The organism is Curtobacterium sp. SORGH_AS_0776 (assembly GCF_031453355.1).
GTDB lineage: Bacteria > Actinomycetota > Actinomycetes > Actinomycetales > Microbacteriaceae > Curtobacterium.
In genome coordinates this window covers 206,931-225,342 of the sequence record NZ_JAVIYU010000001.1, presented here as the reverse complement: position 1 = coordinate 225,342, position 18,412 = coordinate 206,931, and the positions used below count along the sequence as shown (strand labels likewise).

Annotated in this window: 11 protein-coding genes and 3 rRNA genes; 13 read left to right on the top strand and 1 reads right to left on the bottom strand. The window is 66.4% G+C overall.

What is annotated here, in order from left to right; translation table 11 throughout:
* Nucleotides 1-58: 58 nt before the first annotated feature.
* From QE359_RS01120 to rrf, 12 genes are all read left to right on the top strand, one after another.
* Entirely contained in the window at nucleotides 59-1,156 is a 1,098-nt protein-coding gene (locus QE359_RS01120) for an N-acetyl-gamma-glutamyl-phosphate reductase (protein WP_071295808.1), read from the top strand.
* Nucleotides 1,153-2,352, top strand: coding sequence for a bifunctional glutamate N-acetyltransferase/amino-acid acetyltransferase ArgJ (gene argJ / locus QE359_RS01115; RefSeq protein ID WP_309776963.1), 1,200 nt, complete (start codon nucleotides 1,153-1,155; stop codon nucleotides 2,350-2,352). The genes QE359_RS01120 and argJ overlap by 4 nt, the downstream gene beginning before the upstream one ends.
* Complete coding sequence (argB, locus tag QE359_RS01110) at nucleotides 2,352-3,389, top strand: acetylglutamate kinase (protein ID WP_071302045.1); 1,038 nt, start codon at nucleotides 2,352-2,354, stop codon at nucleotides 3,387-3,389. Before argJ ends, argB begins: the two co-directional genes overlap by 1 nt.
* Nucleotides 3,386-4,624 (top strand): acetylornithine transaminase, encoded by a 1,239-nt coding sequence (locus tag QE359_RS01105; protein WP_309776960.1) that lies wholly within the window; start codon nucleotides 3,386-3,388, stop codon nucleotides 4,622-4,624. The genes argB and QE359_RS01105 overlap by 4 nt, the downstream gene beginning before the upstream one ends.
* On the top strand, nucleotides 4,621-5,601 hold the full coding sequence (gene argF / locus QE359_RS01100; protein WP_309776958.1) for an ornithine carbamoyltransferase: 981 nt from the start codon (nucleotides 4,621-4,623) through the stop codon (nucleotides 5,599-5,601). Before QE359_RS01105 ends, argF begins: the two co-directional genes overlap by 4 nt.
* 15 nt (nucleotides 5,602-5,616) lie before the next feature.
* A complete protein-coding gene (locus tag QE359_RS01095) occupies nucleotides 5,617-6,813 on the top strand; it encodes an argininosuccinate synthase (RefSeq protein ID WP_309776957.1) in 1,197 nt (398 codons plus the stop codon).
* Between the two features lie 77 nt (nucleotides 6,814-6,890).
* Entirely contained in the window at nucleotides 6,891-8,342 is a 1,452-nt protein-coding gene (argH, locus tag QE359_RS01090) for an argininosuccinate lyase (protein WP_309776956.1), read from the top strand.
* Complete coding sequence (locus QE359_RS01085; protein WP_309776955.1) at nucleotides 8,339-9,034, top strand: DNA-3-methyladenine glycosylase; 696 nt, start codon at nucleotides 8,339-8,341, stop codon at nucleotides 9,032-9,034. The genes argH and QE359_RS01085 overlap by 4 nt, the downstream gene beginning before the upstream one ends.
* A gap of 49 nt (nucleotides 9,035-9,083) precedes the next feature.
* Nucleotides 9,084-10,397: a tyrosine--tRNA ligase gene (gene tyrS, locus QE359_RS01080; RefSeq protein WP_309776954.1), complete on the top strand. Its 1,314-nt coding sequence runs from the start codon at nucleotides 9,084-9,086 to the stop codon at nucleotides 10,395-10,397.
* A gap of 572 nt (nucleotides 10,398-10,969) precedes the next feature.
* A 16S ribosomal RNA gene (locus tag QE359_RS01075) occupies nucleotides 10,970-12,491 on the top strand.
* A 446-nt stretch (nucleotides 12,492-12,937) separates the two neighbouring features.
* Nucleotides 12,938-16,068 (top strand): 23S ribosomal RNA (locus tag QE359_RS01070).
* A 135-nt stretch (nucleotides 16,069-16,203) separates the two neighbouring features.
* Nucleotides 16,204-16,320 (top strand): 5S ribosomal RNA (gene rrf / locus QE359_RS01065).
* The 16S, 23S and 5S rRNA genes sit together here, the layout of an rRNA operon.
* Nucleotides 16,321-16,401: 81 nt before the next feature.
* Here rrf and QE359_RS01060 read toward each other — a convergent pair.
* Nucleotides 16,402-17,454: a hypothetical protein gene (locus tag QE359_RS01060; protein WP_309776953.1), complete on the bottom strand. Its 1,053-nt coding sequence runs from the start codon at nucleotides 17,452-17,454 to the stop codon at nucleotides 16,402-16,404.
* Between the two features lie 195 nt (nucleotides 17,455-17,649).
* Between QE359_RS01060 and QE359_RS01055 the strand changes: the two genes are divergently transcribed.
* On the top strand, nucleotides 17,650-18,390 hold the full coding sequence (locus tag QE359_RS01055; RefSeq protein ID WP_309776952.1) for a hypothetical protein: 741 nt from the start codon (nucleotides 17,650-17,652) through the stop codon (nucleotides 18,388-18,390).
* The last annotated feature ends 22 nt before the right edge of the window (nucleotides 18,391-18,412 follow it).

Sequence of the window (18,412 nt, the reverse complement as noted above, 5' to 3'; positions counted from 1 at the left end):
GCCCGGGGCCGCCGCCTCCGACTCTCTCGACGACCAGTCCGACCAAAGGTGGAATCCCATGTCCGTATCCGTCGCCGTGGCGGGAGCCTCCGGCTACGCGGGCGGTGAGCTCCTGCGCGTGCTCTCCGCCCATCCCGAGTTCGACGTCAGGACGGTGACGGCGTTCTCGAACGCCGGACAGCCGCTCATCGCGACGCAGCCGCACCTCCGCTCGCTGTCGCACCTGACCCTCGAGCCGACGACGGCGGACAACCTGCGCGGACACGACGTCGTGTTCCTCGCGCTGCCGCACGGCCAGTCCGGGGCCATCACCGCGGAGCTCGGCGACGACGCCCTCGTCGTGGACTGCGGCGCGGACCACCGGCTGACGGACCCGGCGGCGTGGGAAGCGTTCTACGGCGGCGACTACCACGGCGCGTGGACCTACGGGCTGCCGGAGCTGCTGCACGCGGCGCCGACGCCCGGGTCGGCGGACGAGTGGCGTGACGTGGACGACATCCAGACGCAGAGCCGGCAGCGGGCGGCGCTCGTGGGGACGAAGCGGATCGCCGTCCCCGGGTGCAACGTGACCGCGGTCACGCTCGGCATCCAGCCGGGCATCCAGGCCGGGTTGATCGAGTCGGACGACCTCGTGGCCGTGCTGAGCGTCGGCCCGAGCGGTGCCGGCAAGAAGCTCGCGAACACGTACCTGGCGTCCGAGATCATGGGCTCAGCGAGCGCGTACGCGGTCGGCGGGAAGCACCGCCACATCCCGGAGATCCAGCAGAACCTCGTGGTCGCCGGCGCGTCCGACGTGACGATCTCGTTCACGCCGGTCCTCGTCCCGATGTCCCGCGGCATCCTGGCGACGACGACGGCGAAGCTCGCGCCCGGTGTGAGCGCCCGTGACGTCCGGCTCGCCTGGGAGCAGGCCTACGCCGACGAGCCCTTCGTGCACCTCCTGCCCGAGGGCGAGTTCCCCCGGGTCGCCGACACCATCGGCGCGAACACCGCACTGATCGGGCTCGCGGTCGACGAAGCCGCCGGTCGCGTCGTCGCGGTGAGCGCACTGGACAACCTGGCCAAGGGCACCGCGGGTGCTGCGGTCCAGTCGACGAACATCGCCCTGGGCTTCCCGGAGACCCTCGGCCTCAGCGTGGACGGAGTCGCACCGTGACCGACGCAAGCCAGCCCACCCACACCGACCCGGGCCTCCAGGGCGTCACCGCGGCAGCGGGCTTCCGCGCGGCCGGCGTGACCGCCGGCCTCAAGTCGAGCGGCAAGCCCGACGTGGCCCTCGTCGTCAACGACGGGCCGGACGCCGCAGTGGCCGCGGTCTTCACCAGCAACCGCGCCCAGGCGCACCCCGTGATCTGGTCGCGCCAGGCGGTCGGTGACGGCACCGCCCGCGCGGTCGTCCTGAACTCCGGCGGTGCGAACTGCTTCACCGGTCCGTTCGGCTTCCAGACCACCCACATGACCGCCGAAGCCGTGGGCGAGGCGCTGGGCATCGGCGCCGGCGACGTCGTCGTCTGCTCGACCGGCCTCATCGGGGTCGGCGACCAGACGTTCCGCGACAACGTCCTCAGGGGCGTCGACCTCGCGAGTGCGGCACTGTCGGCCGACGGCGGTCCGGACGCCGCGACCGCCATCATGACCACCGACACGAAGCCGAAGCAGTCGGTCGTCACCGAGGACGGCTGGACCGTCGGCGGCATGGCCAAGGGCGCGGGCATGCTCGCACCCGGGCTCGCGACGATGCTCGTCGTGATCACCACGGACGCCGTCGTCGGCTCGGACGAGCTCGACCAGGCGCTCCGGGCCGCCACCCGCGTCACCTTCGACCGGGTCGACTCGGACGGCTGCATGTCGACGAACGACACCGTGGTGCTGCTGTCCTCCGGTGCGAGCGGCGTCACGCCCGAGGTCGGCGACTTCCAAGAAGCCCTGACCGCGGTCTGCGCCGACCTCGCACGGCAGCTGCAGCAGGACGCCGAGGGCGCGAGCCACGACATCACGATCCACGTCGTGAACGCCGCGACCGAGGACGACGCGGTCACGGTCGGCCGGAGCGTCGCCCGGAACAACCTGTTCAAGGCCGCGGTGTTCGGCAACGACCCGAACTGGGGTCGGGTGCTCGCGGCGATCGGCACCACCGACGCCGAGTTCGACCCGTACGCCGTCGACGTCTCGATGAACGGGGTCCGTGTCTGCCACGCCGGCGCACCGGACGAGCCGAGCGACCGCGTCGACCTGACGCCGCGCGACACCGACGTCCTCATCGACCTCGGCGTCGGACCGTTCTCGGCGACGATCCTGACGAACGACCTCACGCACGACTACGTCCACGAGAACAGCGCGTACTCCAGCTGATGGCCGACGACAGCATCCTCTCGAAGGAAGAAGAGCACGAGCTCGCGACCGTCAAGGCCGCGACCCTCATCGAGTCCCTGCCGTGGCTGAAGCGGTTCTCGGGCAAGATCGTCGTCGTCAAGTTCGGCGGCAACGCCATGGTGAACGAGGACCTCAAGCGCGCGTTCGCCGAGGACATGGTCTACCTCCGGTACGCCGGCCTCCACCCGGTGGTCGTGCACGGCGGCGGCCCGCAGATCTCGGCGGCGCTGAAGGAACAGGGCATCGCGTCCGAGTTCCGCGGCGGGTACCGCGTCACCACGACCGAGGCGATCACGGTCGTCCGCGACGTGCTCGCCGGCGAGGTCAACCGCGAGATCGTCGACCTGGTGAACGAGCACGGCGAGGGCCTCGCCGTCGGCGTCTTCGGTGACGGCGGCTCGCTGTTCACCGGCGAGAAGAAGGGCGTCGTCGTCGACGGCGAGCACTTCGACCTCGGGCACGTCGGCGACATCACGCACGTCGACCCCTCCGGTGTGCTCGCCGCGATCGAGGCCGGCCGCATCCCCGTGGTGTCGAGCATCGCCATCGACGACGCCCACCCGGACCAGGCGCTCAACGTGAACGCCGACGCCGCGGCGGGCGCACTCGCGATCGCCCTCAAGGCGTCGAAGCTCATGATGCTCACCGACGTCCCCGGCCTGTACCGCAACTGGCCGGACCGCGACTCGATCGTCGACCTCATCGCGGTCGAGGAACTCCGCGCCCTCCTGCCGTCGCTCGAGTCGGGCATGATCCCGAAGATGACCGCGTGCCTCGACGCCGTGGTCGGCGGGGTCGGCGGCGCGACGATCATCGACGGGCGGATCCCGCACTCGATCCTGCTCGAGGTCTTCACCCTGCGCGGCGCCGGCACCGAGGTGATCCCGGACCCGAGCCGACGCACCGAGAACCAGATGACCCACGCCGAGATCGGCCGACGCGTCGCAGCACCGTCGACGAGCAGCACCACCGGCCAACACGTGGCCAGCACGACCGAGAAGGGACAGCCGCAGTGAGCACCGAGACGCAGACCGAGACCTGGAACGACCGGTTCGGGGCGTCGCTCATGCGATCCCTGACCCCGCCGAAGATCATGCTCGAGCGCGGCGAGGGCTGTCGCGTCTGGGACGTCGACGGCAACGAGTACCTCGACTTCCTCGCCGGCATCGCCGTCAACTCGCTCGGCCACGCGCACCCCGCGCTGGTCGAGGCGATCAGCGACCAGGCCGCCAAGCTCGTGCACGTCTCGAACTACTTCGCGACCCCGCCGCAGCTCGAGCTCGCCGAGCGGCTCAAGCGCATCACGGGCGCGGGTGAGGCCGGCCGCGTGTACTTCGGCAACTCCGGTGCCGAGGCCAACGAGGCCGCGTTCAAGCTCGCACGCCTGAACAAGGGCGCCGACGGGCAGAAGACCCGCATCCTCGCGCTGAAGCAGGGCTTCCACGGCCGCACGATGGGCGCGCTCGCGCTCACCGGCAAGCCCGCCCTGCAAGAGGACTTCCTGCCGATGGTCCCCGGGGTCGAGCACATCGACTCCACGGTCGCCGCGCTCGAGGAGTCGATCGACGACACCGTGGCCGCGCTCATCGTCGAACCGATCAAGGGCGAGGCCGGCGTGGTCGACCTGCCCGAGGGGTTCCTGCTCGCCGCCCGCCGCCTGACCGCGGAACACGGCGCGCTGCTGATCCTCGACGAGATCCAGACGGGCGTCGGCCGGACCGGCAACTGGTTCACCTACCAGGGCCACGGTTTCGAGCCGGACGCCATCACGATCGCGAAGGGCATCGCGGGCGGGTTCCCGATCGGCGCCCTCGTCACCTTCGGCTGGGCGTCCGAACTGTTCTCGGCCGGCCAGCACGGCTCGACGTTCGGTGGCAACCCGCTCGGCACCCGGGTGGCGAACGCCGTCCTCGCCGAGATCGAGCGCGCGGACCTCGTGTCCGGTGCGGTGACGAAGGGGGAGCGGATCCGTGCGGGCATCGCGAGCATCGGCTCGCCCCTCGTCGAAGAGGTCCGTGGCACCGGCCTCCTCATCGGGGTCGGTCTGACCGGCCCGGTCGCCGCCGCCGTCAACGCCGCCGCGCTCGAGCGCGGCCTGATCATCAACGCCCCGAACGAGTCGAGCCTGCGCATCGCGCCGCCGCTCGTCGTGTCCGACGCCGAGATCGACGAGTTCGTGTCGATCCTCGGCGAGAGCCTGGCCGCAGTCGCCGCCGAGCAGGGCACCACCACCCAGGAGACCTCCGCATGACCCGTCACTTCCTCCGCGACGACGACCTCAGCCAGGCGGAGCAGTCCGCGATCCTCGACCTCGCCGAGCAGATGAAGGCCGACCGGTGGGGGGCCAAGCCCCTCGCCGGACCGCAGAGCGTCGCCGTGATCTTCGACAAGTCGTCCACCCGCACGCGGGTGTCCTTCCACGTCGGCATCTCCGACCTCGGCGGCAGCCCGCTCATCATCTCGACGGCGAACAGCCAGCTGGGCGGCAAGGAGACGCCGTCCGACACCGCACGCGTCCTCGAGCGCATGGTGTCGGCGATCGTGTGGCGCACCTACGGCCAGGCCGGGCTCGAGGAGATGGCGGCGAACACGAGCGTCCCCGTCGTCAACGCCCTGTCGGACGACTTCCACCCGTGCCAGCTGCTCGCTGACCTGCTGACCATCCGCGAGCACCGCGGGACCCTGGCGGGGCAGACTGTGGCCTTCATCGGCGACGGCGCGAGCAACATGGCGCAGTCCTACCTGCTCGCCGGGGCCACCGCGGGCATGCACGTCCGCGTCGCGGCACCGGCCGAGTTCTCCCCGGCGGCCGAGGTCGTCACGGACGCCGAGCGTCGTGCTGCCGTGACCGGCGGTTCCGTGCTCGTCGTGACCGACCCGGTCGCGGCCGTCGCCGGAGCGGACGTCGTCGTGACCGACACCTGGGTGTCGATGGGCAAGGAAGACGAGAAGCAGGCGCGGCTCGACACCTTCAACGGGTACCGCGTGGACGACGCGGTGATGGCGCACGCCGCCGACGACGCCGTGTTCATGCACTGCCTGCCCGCCGACCGTGGGTTCGAGGTCACGGCCGAGGTCATCGACGGTCCGCGGAGCATCATCTGGGACGAGGCGGAGAACCGTCTCCACGCCCAGAAGGCGCTGCTCGCCTGGCTCCTCGCAGCGAACGCGACCGGTGCCCCCGCGACCGGCGCCCCCGCGACGACCGGCGCTCCCGCGACCGCCTGACCCAGGGAGACCACCGTGGCAGACCGCGTCGTCCTCGCGTACTCCGGCGGACTCGACACGTCCGTCGGCATCGGCTGGCTGCGTGACGCCACCGGCAAGGACGTCGTCGCCCTCGCGGTCGACGTCGGCCAGGGCGGCGAGGACATGGCGGCGATCCGGCAGCGCGCGCTCGACTGCGGCGCCGTCGAGTCGATCGTCATCGACGCGAAGGACGAGTTCGCCGACGACTACCTCGTCCCCGCGCTGCAGGCCAACGCCCTGTACCAGAAGCGCTACCCGCTCGTCTCCGCGCTGAGCCGTCCCCTCATCGCCAAGCACCTGGCGCTCACGGCGAAGCAGCTCGGCGCCGACAGCGTGGCGCACGGGTGCACGGGCAAGGGCAACGACCAGGTCCGCTTCGAGGCGGCCGTCGCGGCCCTCGCCCCGGACCTGACGAGCGTCGCACCGGTGCGGGACCTCGCGCTCACCCGCGACCGAGCGATCGCCTACGCCCAGCAGCACGGCCTGCCGATCGAACAGTCGGAACGCTCGCCCTGGTCGATCGACCAGAACGTGTGGGGTCGAGCGGTCGAGACCGGTCACCTCGAGGATCCGTGGAACGCCCCGGCGGAGGAGCTCTACGCCTACACGCAGGACCCGACCGTCCCGCGTGCTCCGGACGAGGTGACGATCACCTTCGAGCAGGGGGTCCCGGTCGCCATCGACGGACAGCGGTTCAGCGTGCTGCGCGTCGTGCAGGAGCTCAACGCGCTCGCCGGCAAGCACGGTGTCGGTCGGATCGACGTGGTCGAGGACCGCCTCGTCGGCATCAAGTCGCGCGAGGTGTACGAGGCGCCGGCCGCCGTCGCCCTGATCGCCGCGCACGAGGAGCTCGAGAACCTGACCCTCGAACGCGACGTCAACCGGTACAAGCGGCAGGTCGAGTCGGACTGGGCCGACCTGGTCTACGACGGGCTGTGGTTCAGCGGCCTGAAGCGGAGCCTCGACGCCTTCATCACCCACACCCAGCAGCACGTCTCCGGCGACGTCCGACTCCGGCTCCACGCGGGCCGAGCCGTCGTGACCGGACGCCGCTCCAGCCAGAGCCTCTACGACTTCGACCTCGCGACCTACGACACGGGCGACGCCTTCGACCAGTCGCACGCGAAGGGGTTCATCGACATCTGGTCGTTGCCGAGCAAGATCTCCGCCCGCCGCGACCTGGCCAACTGAGCGCACAGCGCACAGCGCACAGCGCACAGCGCACCGACATCCCGCCCCCAAACCCACGACCGGACGACGAGAGAACCATGACCGACGCGAACCAGCCCGCCGCCAAGACCGACGCCACCAACACCGGCGCCCTCTGGGGTGGCCGCTTCGCGGACGGCCCGAGCGCCGAGCTCGCCGCCCTCTCCCGATCGACCCACTTCGACTGGCAGCTCGCCCCCTACGACATCGCCGGCTCCCGCGCCCACGCCCGCGCGCTCAACACCGCCGGGTACCTGACGGCCCACGAGCTCGAGCGGATGCTCGCCGGCCTCGACCGCCTCGAGTCCGCGCACGCCGACGGCACGCTGCAGCCCGCCGACAGCGACGAGGACGTGCACGGCGCCCTCGAACGACTCCTCATCGCCGACCTCGGCCCCGAGCTCGGCGGGAAGCTGCGCGCCGGCCGGAGTCGCAACGACCAGATCGCGACGCTCGGTCGGATGCACATGCTCGACCACGGTCGCCGGATCGGGCACCTCGTCATCGACCTCGTCGACGCGATCTCCCAGCAGGCCAACGAGCACCCCGGCGCGATCATGCCGGGTCGCACGCACCTGCAGCACGCGCAGCCGGTCCTCCTCGCACACCACCTGCTCGCACACGCGTGGCCCCTGGTCCGTGACCTCGAGCGGCTCCGCGACTGGGCGGACCGCGCGAGCGTGAGCCCGTACGGCGCCGGCGCCCTCGCGGGGAGCTCGCTCGGGCTCGACCCCTCGGCGATCGCCCACGAGCTCGGGTTCGCCCGCCCCGCGGACAACTCGATCGACGCCACGGCGGCTCGTGACGTGGTCGCCGAGTTCGCGTTCGTCCTCGCGCAGATCGGCATCGACGTCTCCCGCCTGGCGGAGGAGATCATCCTCTGGAACACGAAGGAGTTCGGCTTCGTCCGGCTGCACGACGCGTTCTCCACGGGGTCGAGCATCATGCCCCAGAAGAAGAACCCGGACATCGCCGAGCTCGCCCGGGGCAAGTCGGGCCGGCTCATCGGGAACCTGACCGGCCTGCTCGCGACGCTCAAGGGCCTGCCGCTCGCCTACAACCGCGACCTGCAGGAGGACAAGGAGCCCGTCTTCGACTCGGTCGCCACCCTCGAGGTCCTGCTCCCCGCATTCACCGGCATGGTCGCGACCCTCTCGTTCGACACCGACCGCATGGCCGAGCTCGCGCCGCAGGGCTTCTCGCTCGCGACGGACGTCGCCGAGTGGCTCGTGCGCCAGGGGGTGCCGTTCCGTGACGCGCACGAGGTGTCCGGCGCGCTGGTCCGGTACTGCGAGGAGCGCGGGATCGAACTCGACGACCCCACCGACGACGAGTACCGGACGGTGTCCGAACACCTCACGCCCGAGGTCCGCGGCGTCCTCACCATCGAGGGTTCCGTCGCGTCGCGCGCCGGCATCGGCGGCACCGCGCCGGACCGCGTCGCCGAACAGCTCGCGTCGCTCACCCGCCGCGTCCACGACCTGGCGGAGGGCGTGCCCTTCACCCGATGACCGACCCCACGCTCGCGCTGCTGTCCGAACCGGCGCCGGTCTCGGCGCCGGCATTGCTCGGTGCGACGATCGCGGGCAAGGGCGTGACCCTGCGCATCACCGAGGTCGAGGCCTACTTCGGCCCCACCGACCCTGGCTCGCACGGCCACCGCGGCCCGACGCCGCGCAACCGTCACCTGTTCGGACCGCCCGGGACGCTCTACGCCTACCGCTCCTACGGCATCCACACGTGCGTCAACGTCGTCAGTGCGCCGGAGGGCACGTCGTCGGGATCGCTGCTGCGGGGCGCGCAGGTCGTCGAGGGCCTCGAGACCGCCCGTTCCCGCCGCGGCGAATCCGTCACGGACGTCGCGCTCGCGCGCGGTCCCGGCAACCTCGGCGGCGCGCTCGGTGCGGTGCTCGGTGAGGACGACGGCAGCAGACTCCTCGACGGCTCCGGCCCGTACGTGCTGACGTTGGCTGCCGGCCTGGAGGCGCGGCTCGCCGCCGTCGGACCGACTCGCGTCGTCGAGGAACTCCTGTCCGAGACTGTGCCGGGCCCGGCGGCGACCGGTCCGGTCCCGCGGATCTCACGAGGGCCGCGCACCGGCGTCGGCGGCATCGCCGGCGGCGCGCGCTTCCCCTGGCGCTTCTGGCTCACCGGTGACCCGACGGTGTCGGCGTACCGGCGGCACAAGGGCGCCTTCGATTGACGGAGCCGACCCGCGCCTCCTGGGCCGCGCGCGCCGCTACGATGGCTGGGTGTCCAGTGAATCCGCTCACGATGTCCTGACGCGCCAGCAGAACGACCCGAACTTCGCCTCGGTCTGGGACGAACTGCGCTGGCGTGATCTGGTGCACGTCTCCACCGACGAGACGGCACTCAAGGAGGCCCTCGACGGCGAGCCGATCACGTACTACTGCGGTTTCGACCCGACGGCGCCGTCCCTGCACTGCGGGAATCTGTTGCAGCTGCTCACCATGCGCCGGATCCAGCTGGCGGGGCACAAGCCGCTCGCGCTCGTCGGCGGTTCCACCGGGTTGATCGGCGATCCGCGGCCGACAGCCGAACGGACGCTCAACACCCGCGAGACCGTGCAGGAGTGGGTGACGCGGTTGCAGGGCCAGGTGTCGCGGTTCCTCAGCCCCGACGGCGACAACGGCGTGCGGCTGGTGAACAACCTCGACTGGACGGCGCCGCTGTCCGCGATCGACTTCCTGCGCGACATCGGCAAGTACTTCCGCGTGAACTCGATGCTCAAGAAGGACGCCGTCGCCGCGCGCCTGAACTCCGACTCGGGCATCAGCTACACCGAGTTCAGCTACCAGATCCTGCAGGGACTCGACTACCGCGAGCTCTTCCGCCAGTACGGGTGCACCCTGCAGACGGGCGGCTCGGACCAGTGGGGCAACCTGACCTCGGGGACGGAACTCATCCGTCGTGCCGAGGGGGCGACGGTGCACGCGCTGGGGACGCCCCTCATCACGAACTCCGACGGCACGAAGTTCGGCAAGAGCGAGGGCAACGCGATCTGGCTCGACCCGGACATGACCTCGCCGTACGCGTTCTACCAGTTCTGGCTCAACACGACGGACGCCGACGTGATCGCCCGGCTCCGCCAGTTCACGTTCCTGTCCCGCGCCGAGATCGAGCGGCTCGAGCAGGCCGTGGCCGACGAGCCGTTCCGGCGCGAGGCGCAACGGACCCTCGCGTTCGAGGTGACGGCGGTCGTGCACGGGGTCGAGGCGACGCAGGCGGCGATCGATGCCTCCGCGGCGTTGTTCGGCAACGGCGACCTGGGCGCGCTCGACGCCACCACCCTGCGGTCGGCGATCGCCGAGCTGCCGGGGTCGGTGGCGCTGCCCGGTGATGCGGACGTGGCCCGAGCGCTCGTCGACACCGAGTTGGTGAAGTCCCTCGGGGAAGCCCGTCGCGCCATCGACCAGGGTGGTGTGTACGTGAACAACACCCGCGCCGAGGACCCGACCGCGTCGCTGTCCGACCTCGCCCTGCCCGGGGGAGTGCTCGTGCTCCGTCGTGGCAAGAAGACCCTGGCCGGTGTGACGCTCTCCTGATCGTCGCCGCTCGTCGATGCCCGGTTCCCCTGGTGGGAGTCGGGCATCGCTGCGTCCGGGCCGCACGTGTTGCACAACGCGACACGCCCGGGATGTGGCCCGTCTTGGCGCACCCGCTGAACGCTGCGTATAGTTCTTACTCGTCACCCCAAAGGTGCGGCGGAGCGGCTGGAGCGAAAGCCCAGAGCACGCCGGCCCTCAAGCGGGACCATCCTCCACTGAAGTTCAGATCTGGCCTTGCGCTGGATCGCTTCGACGCCTAGGATGACTACTCCACCGGTTCTCTCCTACGGGATGAGCCACTGGGCCTCAGGGTCCGACGACACACCGGTGGTCAAACCAAGAACGAAAGCCTCTCTGGCGGAACCTCTTTCGGGGTCGAGTGGGGAGTGCGTCTGGTCCTTGAGAACTCAACAGCGTGCACATTGTCAATGCCAATTTATTGACCCCGTGACTCATCAGCTTGCTGGTGGGTTCGGAGACAATTCCTTTTGGATAGACAGAATTGTCAGTAGACAGTTCTTTTTGTCAGAATCAACTCGCTGACATCTTCGGGTGTTGGTTGTAATTTTTTTACGGAGAGTTTGATCCTGGCTCAGGACGAACGCTGGCGGCGTGCTTAACACATGCAAGTCGAACGATGATGCCCAGCTTGCTGGGTGGATTAGTGGCGAACGGGTGAGTAACACGTGAGTAACCTGCCCCTGACTCTGGGATAAGCGTTGGAAACGACGTCTAATACTGGATATGACTGCCGGCCGCATGGTCTGGTGGTGGAAAGATTTTTTGGTTGGGGATGGACTCGCGGCCTATCAGCTTGTTGGTGAGGTAATGGCTCACCAAGGCGACGACGGGTAGCCGGCCTGAGAGGGTGACCGGCCACACTGGGACTGAGACACGGCCCAGACTCCTACGGGAGGCAGCAGTGGGGAATATTGCACAATGGGCGAAAGCCTGATGCAGCAACGCCGCGTGAGGGATGACGGCCTTCGGGTTGTAAACCTCTTTTAGTAGGGAAGAAGCGAAAGTGACGGTACCTGCAGAAAAAGCACCGGCTAACTACGTGCCAGCAGCCGCGGTAATACGTAGGGTGCAAGCGTTGTCCGGAATTATTGGGCGTAAAGAGCTCGTAGGCGGTTTGTCGCGTCTGCTGTGAAATCCCGAGGCTCAACCTCGGGCTTGCAGTGGGTACGGGCAGACTAGAGTGCGGTAGGGGAGATTGGAATTCCTGGTGTAGCGGTGGAATGCGCAGATATCAGGAGGAACACCGATGGCGAAGGCAGATCTCTGGGCCGTAACTGACGCTGAGGAGCGAAAGCGTGGGGAGCGAACAGGATTAGATACCCTGGTAGTCCACGCCGTAAACGTTGGGCGCTAGATGTAGGGACCTTTCCACGGTTTCTGTGTCGTAGCTAACGCATTAAGCGCCCCGCCTGGGGAGTACGGCCGCAAGGCTAAAACTCAAAGGAATTGACGGGGGCCCGCACAAGCGGCGGAGCATGCGGATTAATTCGATGCAACGCGAAGAACCTTACCAAGGCTTGACATACACCGGAAACGGCCAGAGATGGTCGCCCCCTTGTGGTCGGTGTACAGGTGGTGCATGGTTGTCGTCAGCTCGTGTCGTGAGATGTTGGGTTAAGTCCCGCAACGAGCGCAACCCTCGTTCTATGTTGCCAGCGCGTTATGGCGGGGACTCATAGGAGACTGCCGGGGTCAACTCGGAGGAAGGTGGGGATGACGTCAAATCATCATGCCCCTTATGTCTTGGGCTTCACGCATGCTACAATGGCCGGTACAAAGGGCTGCGATACCGTAAGGTGGAGCGAATCCCAAAAAGCCGGTCTCAGTTCGGATTGAGGTCTGCAACTCGACCTCATGAAGTCGGAGTCGCTAGTAATCGCAGATCAGCAACGCTGCGGTGAATACGTTCCCGGGCCTTGTACACACCGCCCGTCAAGTCATGAAAGTCGGTAACACCCGAAGCCGGTGGCCTAACCCTTGTGGAAGGAGCCGTCGAAGGTGGGATCGGTGATTAGGACTAAGTCGTAACAAGGTAGCCGTACCGGAAGGTGCGGCTGGATCACCTCCTTTCTAAGGAGCATCTGGCTCGTCGTGTCCTTCGGGGGACGGTGGGTCCAGGCGCCGGATCGAGACGAACGTTCTCGCCGGTAGCTCATGGGTGGAACATTGACAGTGCAGTCGGGAGCGCAGCTTCCTGATCTCAGTACGCCGGGGCCTTCGTGGTTCGGGTTGGAACGGGTTGGGGGTGAGCGGGTCGGCTGGTGCACGTTGTTGGGTCCTGAGGGACCAGGCTTCCTGACCGTGATGGTCGGGGGTTGAGCCGTGACTGGGGCCTTTTGGGTTCTGGTTGGGTTCTTCGGTGGGCCGCATGATGCTGGGAGCATGGCTTCTGGGGGAGTGTGGTGCCGATCGTATGTTGAGAACTACACAGTGGACGCGAGCATCTTAGATCGCTCGGAACGATGATGACTTTCGGGTTGTTGTTGTTGTGAGTCGATCGCAATTTTAATCTTTGTGGTCAAGTTTCTAAGAGCAAACGGTGGATGCCTTGGCATCTGGAGCCGAAGAAGGACGTAGAAATCTGCGATAAGCCTCGGGGAGCTGATAATCGAGCTGTGAGCCGAGGATTTCCGAATGGGGAAACCCCGCTGGGCGCTTTTGTGACCTGGTGACTCCCGCCTGAATATATAGGGCGGGTAGAGGGAACGTGGGGAAGTGAAACATCTCAGTACCCACAGGAAGAGAAAACAACATGTGATTCCGTGAGTAGTGGCGAGCGAAAGCGGATGAGGCTAAACCGATCATGTGTGATAGCCGGCGGGCGTTGCATGGTCGGGGTTGTGGGACACGTCGCTCAGTTCTGCCGGACTGGGGCGGTTACAGCGCATCATAGTCGAACCGGTTTGAAAGCCGGGCCGTAGTGGGTGCCAGCCCCGTAGACGAAATGGTGTTATGGCCGGATGTGTATCCCAAGTAGCACGGGGCCCGAGAAATCCCGTGTGAATCTGTCAGGACCACCTGATAAGCCTAAATACTCCCAGATGACCGATAGCGGACAAGTACCGTGAGGGAAAGGTGAAAAGTACCCCGGGAGGGGAGTGAAATAGTACCTGAAACCGTTTGCTTACAAACCGTCGGAGCCTCCTTGTAGGGGTGACGGCGTGCCTTTTGAAGAATGAGCCTGCGAGTTAGTGATATGTGGCGAGGTTAACCCGTGTGGGGCAGCCGTAGCGAAAGCGAGTCTGAATAGGGCGATTTGAGTCGCATGTCCTAGACCCGAAGCGAAGTGATCTATCCATGGCCAGGTTGAAGCGACGGTAAGACGTCGTGGAGGACCGAACCCACTTCAGTTGAAAATGGAGGGGATGAGCTGTGGATAGGGGTGAAAGGCCAATCAAACTTCGTGATAGCTGGTTCTCTCCGAAATGCATTTAGGTGCAGCGTTGCGTGTTTCTCGCCGGAGGTAGAGCTACTGGATGGCCGATGGGCCTCAACAGGTTACTGACGTCAGCCAAACTCCGAATGCCGGTGAGTGAGAGCGCAGCAGTGAGACGGTGGGGGATAAGCTTCATCGTCGAGAGGGAAACAACCCAGACTATCAACTAAGGCCCCTAAGCGTGTGCTAAGTGGGAAAGGATGTGGAGTTGCATAGACAACCAGGAGGTTGGCTTAGAAGCAGCCACCCTTGAAAGAGTGCGTAATAGCTCACTGGTCAAGTGATTCCGCGCCGACAATGTAACGGGGCTCAAGCACACCGCCGAAGTTGTAGATTTCGCACACTCGATAAGCCTTCGTGGTTCAGTCGTGCGGAGTGGTAGGAGAGCGTCGTGTGGCGAGTGAAGCGGCGGAGTGATCCAGCCGTGGACGCTACACGAGTGAGAATGCAGGCATGAGTAGCGAAAGACGGGTGAGAAACCCGTCCTCCGAAAGACCAAGGGTTCCAGGGCCAGGTTAATCCGCCCTGGGTAAGTCGGGACCTAAGGCGAGGCCGACAGGCGTAGTCGATGGACAACGGGTTGATATTCCCGTACCGGCGAACAACCGCCCAAGCTAATCCAGTGGTGCTAAGAGTCCTAACCCGCATTGACCGGATCCCTTCGGGGTGATGGCGTGCGGTCTAACGCTCGACCCCATGCTGGTGCGGTTAGCGTATGAACAGGTGTGACGCAGGAAGGTAGCTGAGCCAGGCGATGGTATCCGTAAGGTGATCCTGGTGTAAGGATGTAGGGCTGACGATAGGCAAATCCGTCGTCTAGATGCCTGAGATCCGACGCGTACCCGTAAGGGGAAATCAGTGATCCTATGCTGCCGAGAAAAGCATCGACGCGAGGTTGCAGCCGCCCGTACCCGAAACCGACTCAGGTGGTCAGGTAGAGAATACCAAGGAGATCGAGAGAATCGTGGTTAAGGAACTCGGCAAAATGCCCCCGTAACTTCGGGAGAAGGGGGGCCGGACACGTGATGCGGACTTGCTCCGCTGAGCGTTGAAGGCCGCAGAGACCAGTGGGAAGCGACTGTTTACTAAAAACACAGGTCCGTGCGAAGTCGCAAGACGATGTATACGGACTGACGCCTGCCCGGTGCTGGAAGGTTAAGAGGAAGGGTTAGCCTTTGGGCGAAGCTCTGAATTTAAGCCCCAGTAAACGGCGGTGGTAACTATAACCATCCTAAGGTAGCGAAATTCCTTGTCGGGTAAGTTCCGACCTGCACGAATGGCGTAACGACTTCCCAGCTGTCTCAACCGCGAACTCGGCGAAATTGCACTACGAGTAAAGATGCTCGTTACGCGCAGCAGGACGGAAAGACCCCGTGACCTTTACTACAGCTTGGTATTGGTGTTCGGTGTGGCTTGTGTAGGATAGGTGGGAGACTGTGAAGCGGGCACGCTAGTGTTCGTGGAGTCGTTGTTGAAATACCACTCTGGTCACTCTGGATGTCTAACGTAGGACCCTGATCGGGTTCATGGACAGTGCCTGGTGGGTAGTTTAACTGGGGCGGTTGCCTCCCAAAGAGTAACGGAGGCGCCCAAAGGTTCCCTCAACCTGGTTGGCAATCAGGTGGCGAGTGTAAGTGCACAAGGGAGCTTGACTGTGAGACTGACAGGTCGAGCAGGGACGAAAGTCGGGACTAGTGATCCGGCAGTGGCTTGTGGAAGCGCTGTCGCTCAACGGATAAAAGGTACCTCGGGGATAACAGGCTGATCTTGCCCAAGAGTCCATATCGACGGCATGGTTTGGCACCTCGATGTCGGCTCGTCGCATCCTGGGGCTGGAGTAGGTCCCAAGGGTTGGGCTGTTCGCCCATTAAAGCGGTACGCGAGCTGGGTTTAGAACGTCGTGAGACAGTTCGGTCCCTATCCGCTGCGCGCGTTGGAAATTTGAGAAGATCTATCCCTAGTACGAGAGGACCGGGATGGACGAACCTCTGGTGTGTCAGTTGTTCTGCCAAGGGCACCGCTGATTAGCTACGTTCGGACCGGATAACCGCTGAAAGCATCTAAGCGGGAAGCCGTCTTCGAGATGAGATTTCCATGCACCTTGAGTGTGAGAGGCTCCCAGCAGACTACTGGGTTGATAGGCCGGATGTGGAAGCGGGGACTAACGACCCGTGGAGCTGACCGGTACTAATAAGCCGAAGACTTGACAACACAACTATTTCCGTGACCTTCGGGTCACGGGCTCGCGTCCACTTTGTGGTTCCCGACAGACGATCGGGAATCAAACTGAATACTTCAGCTTGTACTGAAGGAACGGTTTTGATCCAGGATCTGGGTCGAAGGTGTTCCGGTGGTCATAGCGAGAGGGAAACGCCCGGTCACATTCCGAACCCGGAAGCTAAGCCTCTCAGCGCCGATGGTACTGCAAGGGGGACCTTGTGGGAGAGTAGGACGCCGCCGGACTCAATTTAGTAAGAAGATGTGGGCCATCGGCCCTCCATCGAGAACTCGTAGGGGAGACCCTCGTTCTCGGGAGGCCGGTGGCTACTTCTGTTTCTGCCGCACCTCGCTCGACTCGTGCGCTCGTTCGTGATGGACTGGGTACGCGCGTGCGGGCGGGGACAGTGCGGCGCCGACACACACAACGACACAGCGGACGATGGCCTGGGCGAGCGCTCGGGCACGCAATGAGGAGCAACGGTGGCGAACGACGACGGTCAGCGGCGGAACGACGGCGATCGTGGAGACCGACGAGGCCGCGATGGCGACCGGTCCCCTCGGCGTGACGGTGGGAACCGTTGGTCGTCCGGGCCGCGCGACTTCGAGCGCCGCGAGGGCGACCGGCGCGACGCTCCCCGGCGCGATGGGGATCGTCCTGCTCGGGATGCTGGTTCGTCCCGTGACGGAGCGCGCTCCTACCGGGACGGCGATCGTCCGTTCCGCGATGGCGGCCGGCGGCCCGCGTGGCGTGGTGACCGTGACGACTCGAGTCGTCCTCCTCGTGGTGACGGTCCGCGCGGCTCGGATCGTCCTGCTCGTGACGGGGATCGCCCGTTCCGTGGGGGTTCTGAGCGTCCTCGTCGTGATGGCGACCGTCCGTTCCGCTCGGACCGTCAGGCTCGCGATGGGGATCGTCCCCGCCGCGATGGCGACCGTCCGTTCCGTGGTGGCGACGACCGTCCGCGTCGTGACGGTGACCGTCCGTTCCGGTCGGACCGTCCGGCTCGTGATGGCGACCGTCCGTTCCGGTCGGACCGTCCGGCTCGTGATGGCGACCGTCCGTTCCGGTCGGACCGTCCGGCTCGTGATGGCGACCGTCCGTTCCGTGGGGGTGCCGACCGTCCGCGTCGCGATGGTGACCGTCCGTTCCGGTCGGACCGTCCGGCTCGTGATGGCGACCGCCCGTTCCGCTCGGACCGTCCCGCCCGTGACGGCGATCGACCCCGTCGTGACGGTGACCGTCCGTTCCGCTCGGACCGTCCCGCGCGAGACGGCGACCGACCCCGTCGTGACGGGGACCGTCCGTTCCGCGGCGGCCAGGACCGTGACCGCGGTGGTCGCGACGATCGTCAGCGCTTCGGCGACGGCAGCCGGCACGCCGGTGCGCGGTTCGGCGAGGCCTCGCGGGACGACTGGGAGGACCGCGACCCGTACGGCACCAAGTCGATCCGCCCCCGCCACGAGGACCCGGAGATCCCCGAGGACATCCAGGCACGCGATCTCGACAAGGTCGCCCGGGCGGAGCTCAAGACGCTCAGCAAGGACAACGCCGACTGGGTCGCCCGCCACCTCGTGGCCGCGGCACTCCTGGTCGACGAGGACCCCAAGACCGCAAACCAGCACGCACTGAGCGCGGCTCGTCGAGCCGGCCGGGTCGGCGTCGTCCGTGAGACAGCGGCCATCACGGCGTACCGCCTCGGTGACTTCGCGACGGCGCTGCGAGAGCTCCGGACCTACCGACGCATCTCCGGCCGGAACGACCAGCTGCCGATGATGGTCGACTGCGAGCGTGGTCTCGGCCGTCCCGAGCGGGCGCTCGAGCTCGGCCGGTCCGTCGACCGCGCGGCGCTGGACACGGCCGTGCAGGTCGAGCTCGCCATCGCCATGTCCGGTGCGCGCCTCGACCTCGGGAATCCCACAGCTGCACTCGGCGAGCTGGAGATTCCACAGCTCGACCCGTCCACTGCCTACAGCTGGTCCCCGGCGCTCTACAGTGCTTACGCGGCCACGCTCGAGGAGCTCGGCCGCCAGGACGAGGCCGACGAGTGGTGGGCCCGTGTCGATCGTGCGGCAGCGGCCCTGGCCGAGGTCGCCGACGAGAACGCTTGGGAGACAGTTGATGTGGTCGAGGAAACGCTCGAAGTCGAAGGACCCGCAGATGAGCTCGCCGGAGCCGTCGACGACGAGCCCGACGCCGAGCTCGCCGACGAGCCCCTCGGTGACGAGCCCGACGACGACGAGCCGGCCGGAGACGAGCCCGGCGAGATCGACGACGACAACCCCTCCGACGTCGACGGGTCCGCAGCCGACTGACCTGCCGAAGCCGCCGACGGAC

Bases quoted from the DNA above. Each gene is read 5' to 3' on its own strand.
- QE359_RS01120 (WP_071295808.1), top strand. From the start codon at position 59: ATGTCCGTATCCGTCGCCGTGGCGGGAGCCTCCGGCTACGCGGGCGGT.
- argH (WP_309776956.1), top strand. From the start codon at position 6,891: ATGACCGACGCGAACCAGCCCGCCGCCAAGACCGACGCCACCAACACC.
- QE359_RS01085 (WP_309776955.1), top strand. From the start codon at position 8,339: ATGACCGACCCCACGCTCGCGCTGCTGTCCGAACCGGCGCCGGTCTCG.
- argF (WP_309776958.1), top strand. From the start codon at position 4,621: ATGACCCGTCACTTCCTCCGCGACGACGACCTCAGCCAGGCGGAGCAG.
- argB (WP_071302045.1), top strand. From the start codon at position 2,352: ATGGCCGACGACAGCATCCTCTCGAAGGAAGAAGAGCACGAGCTCGCG.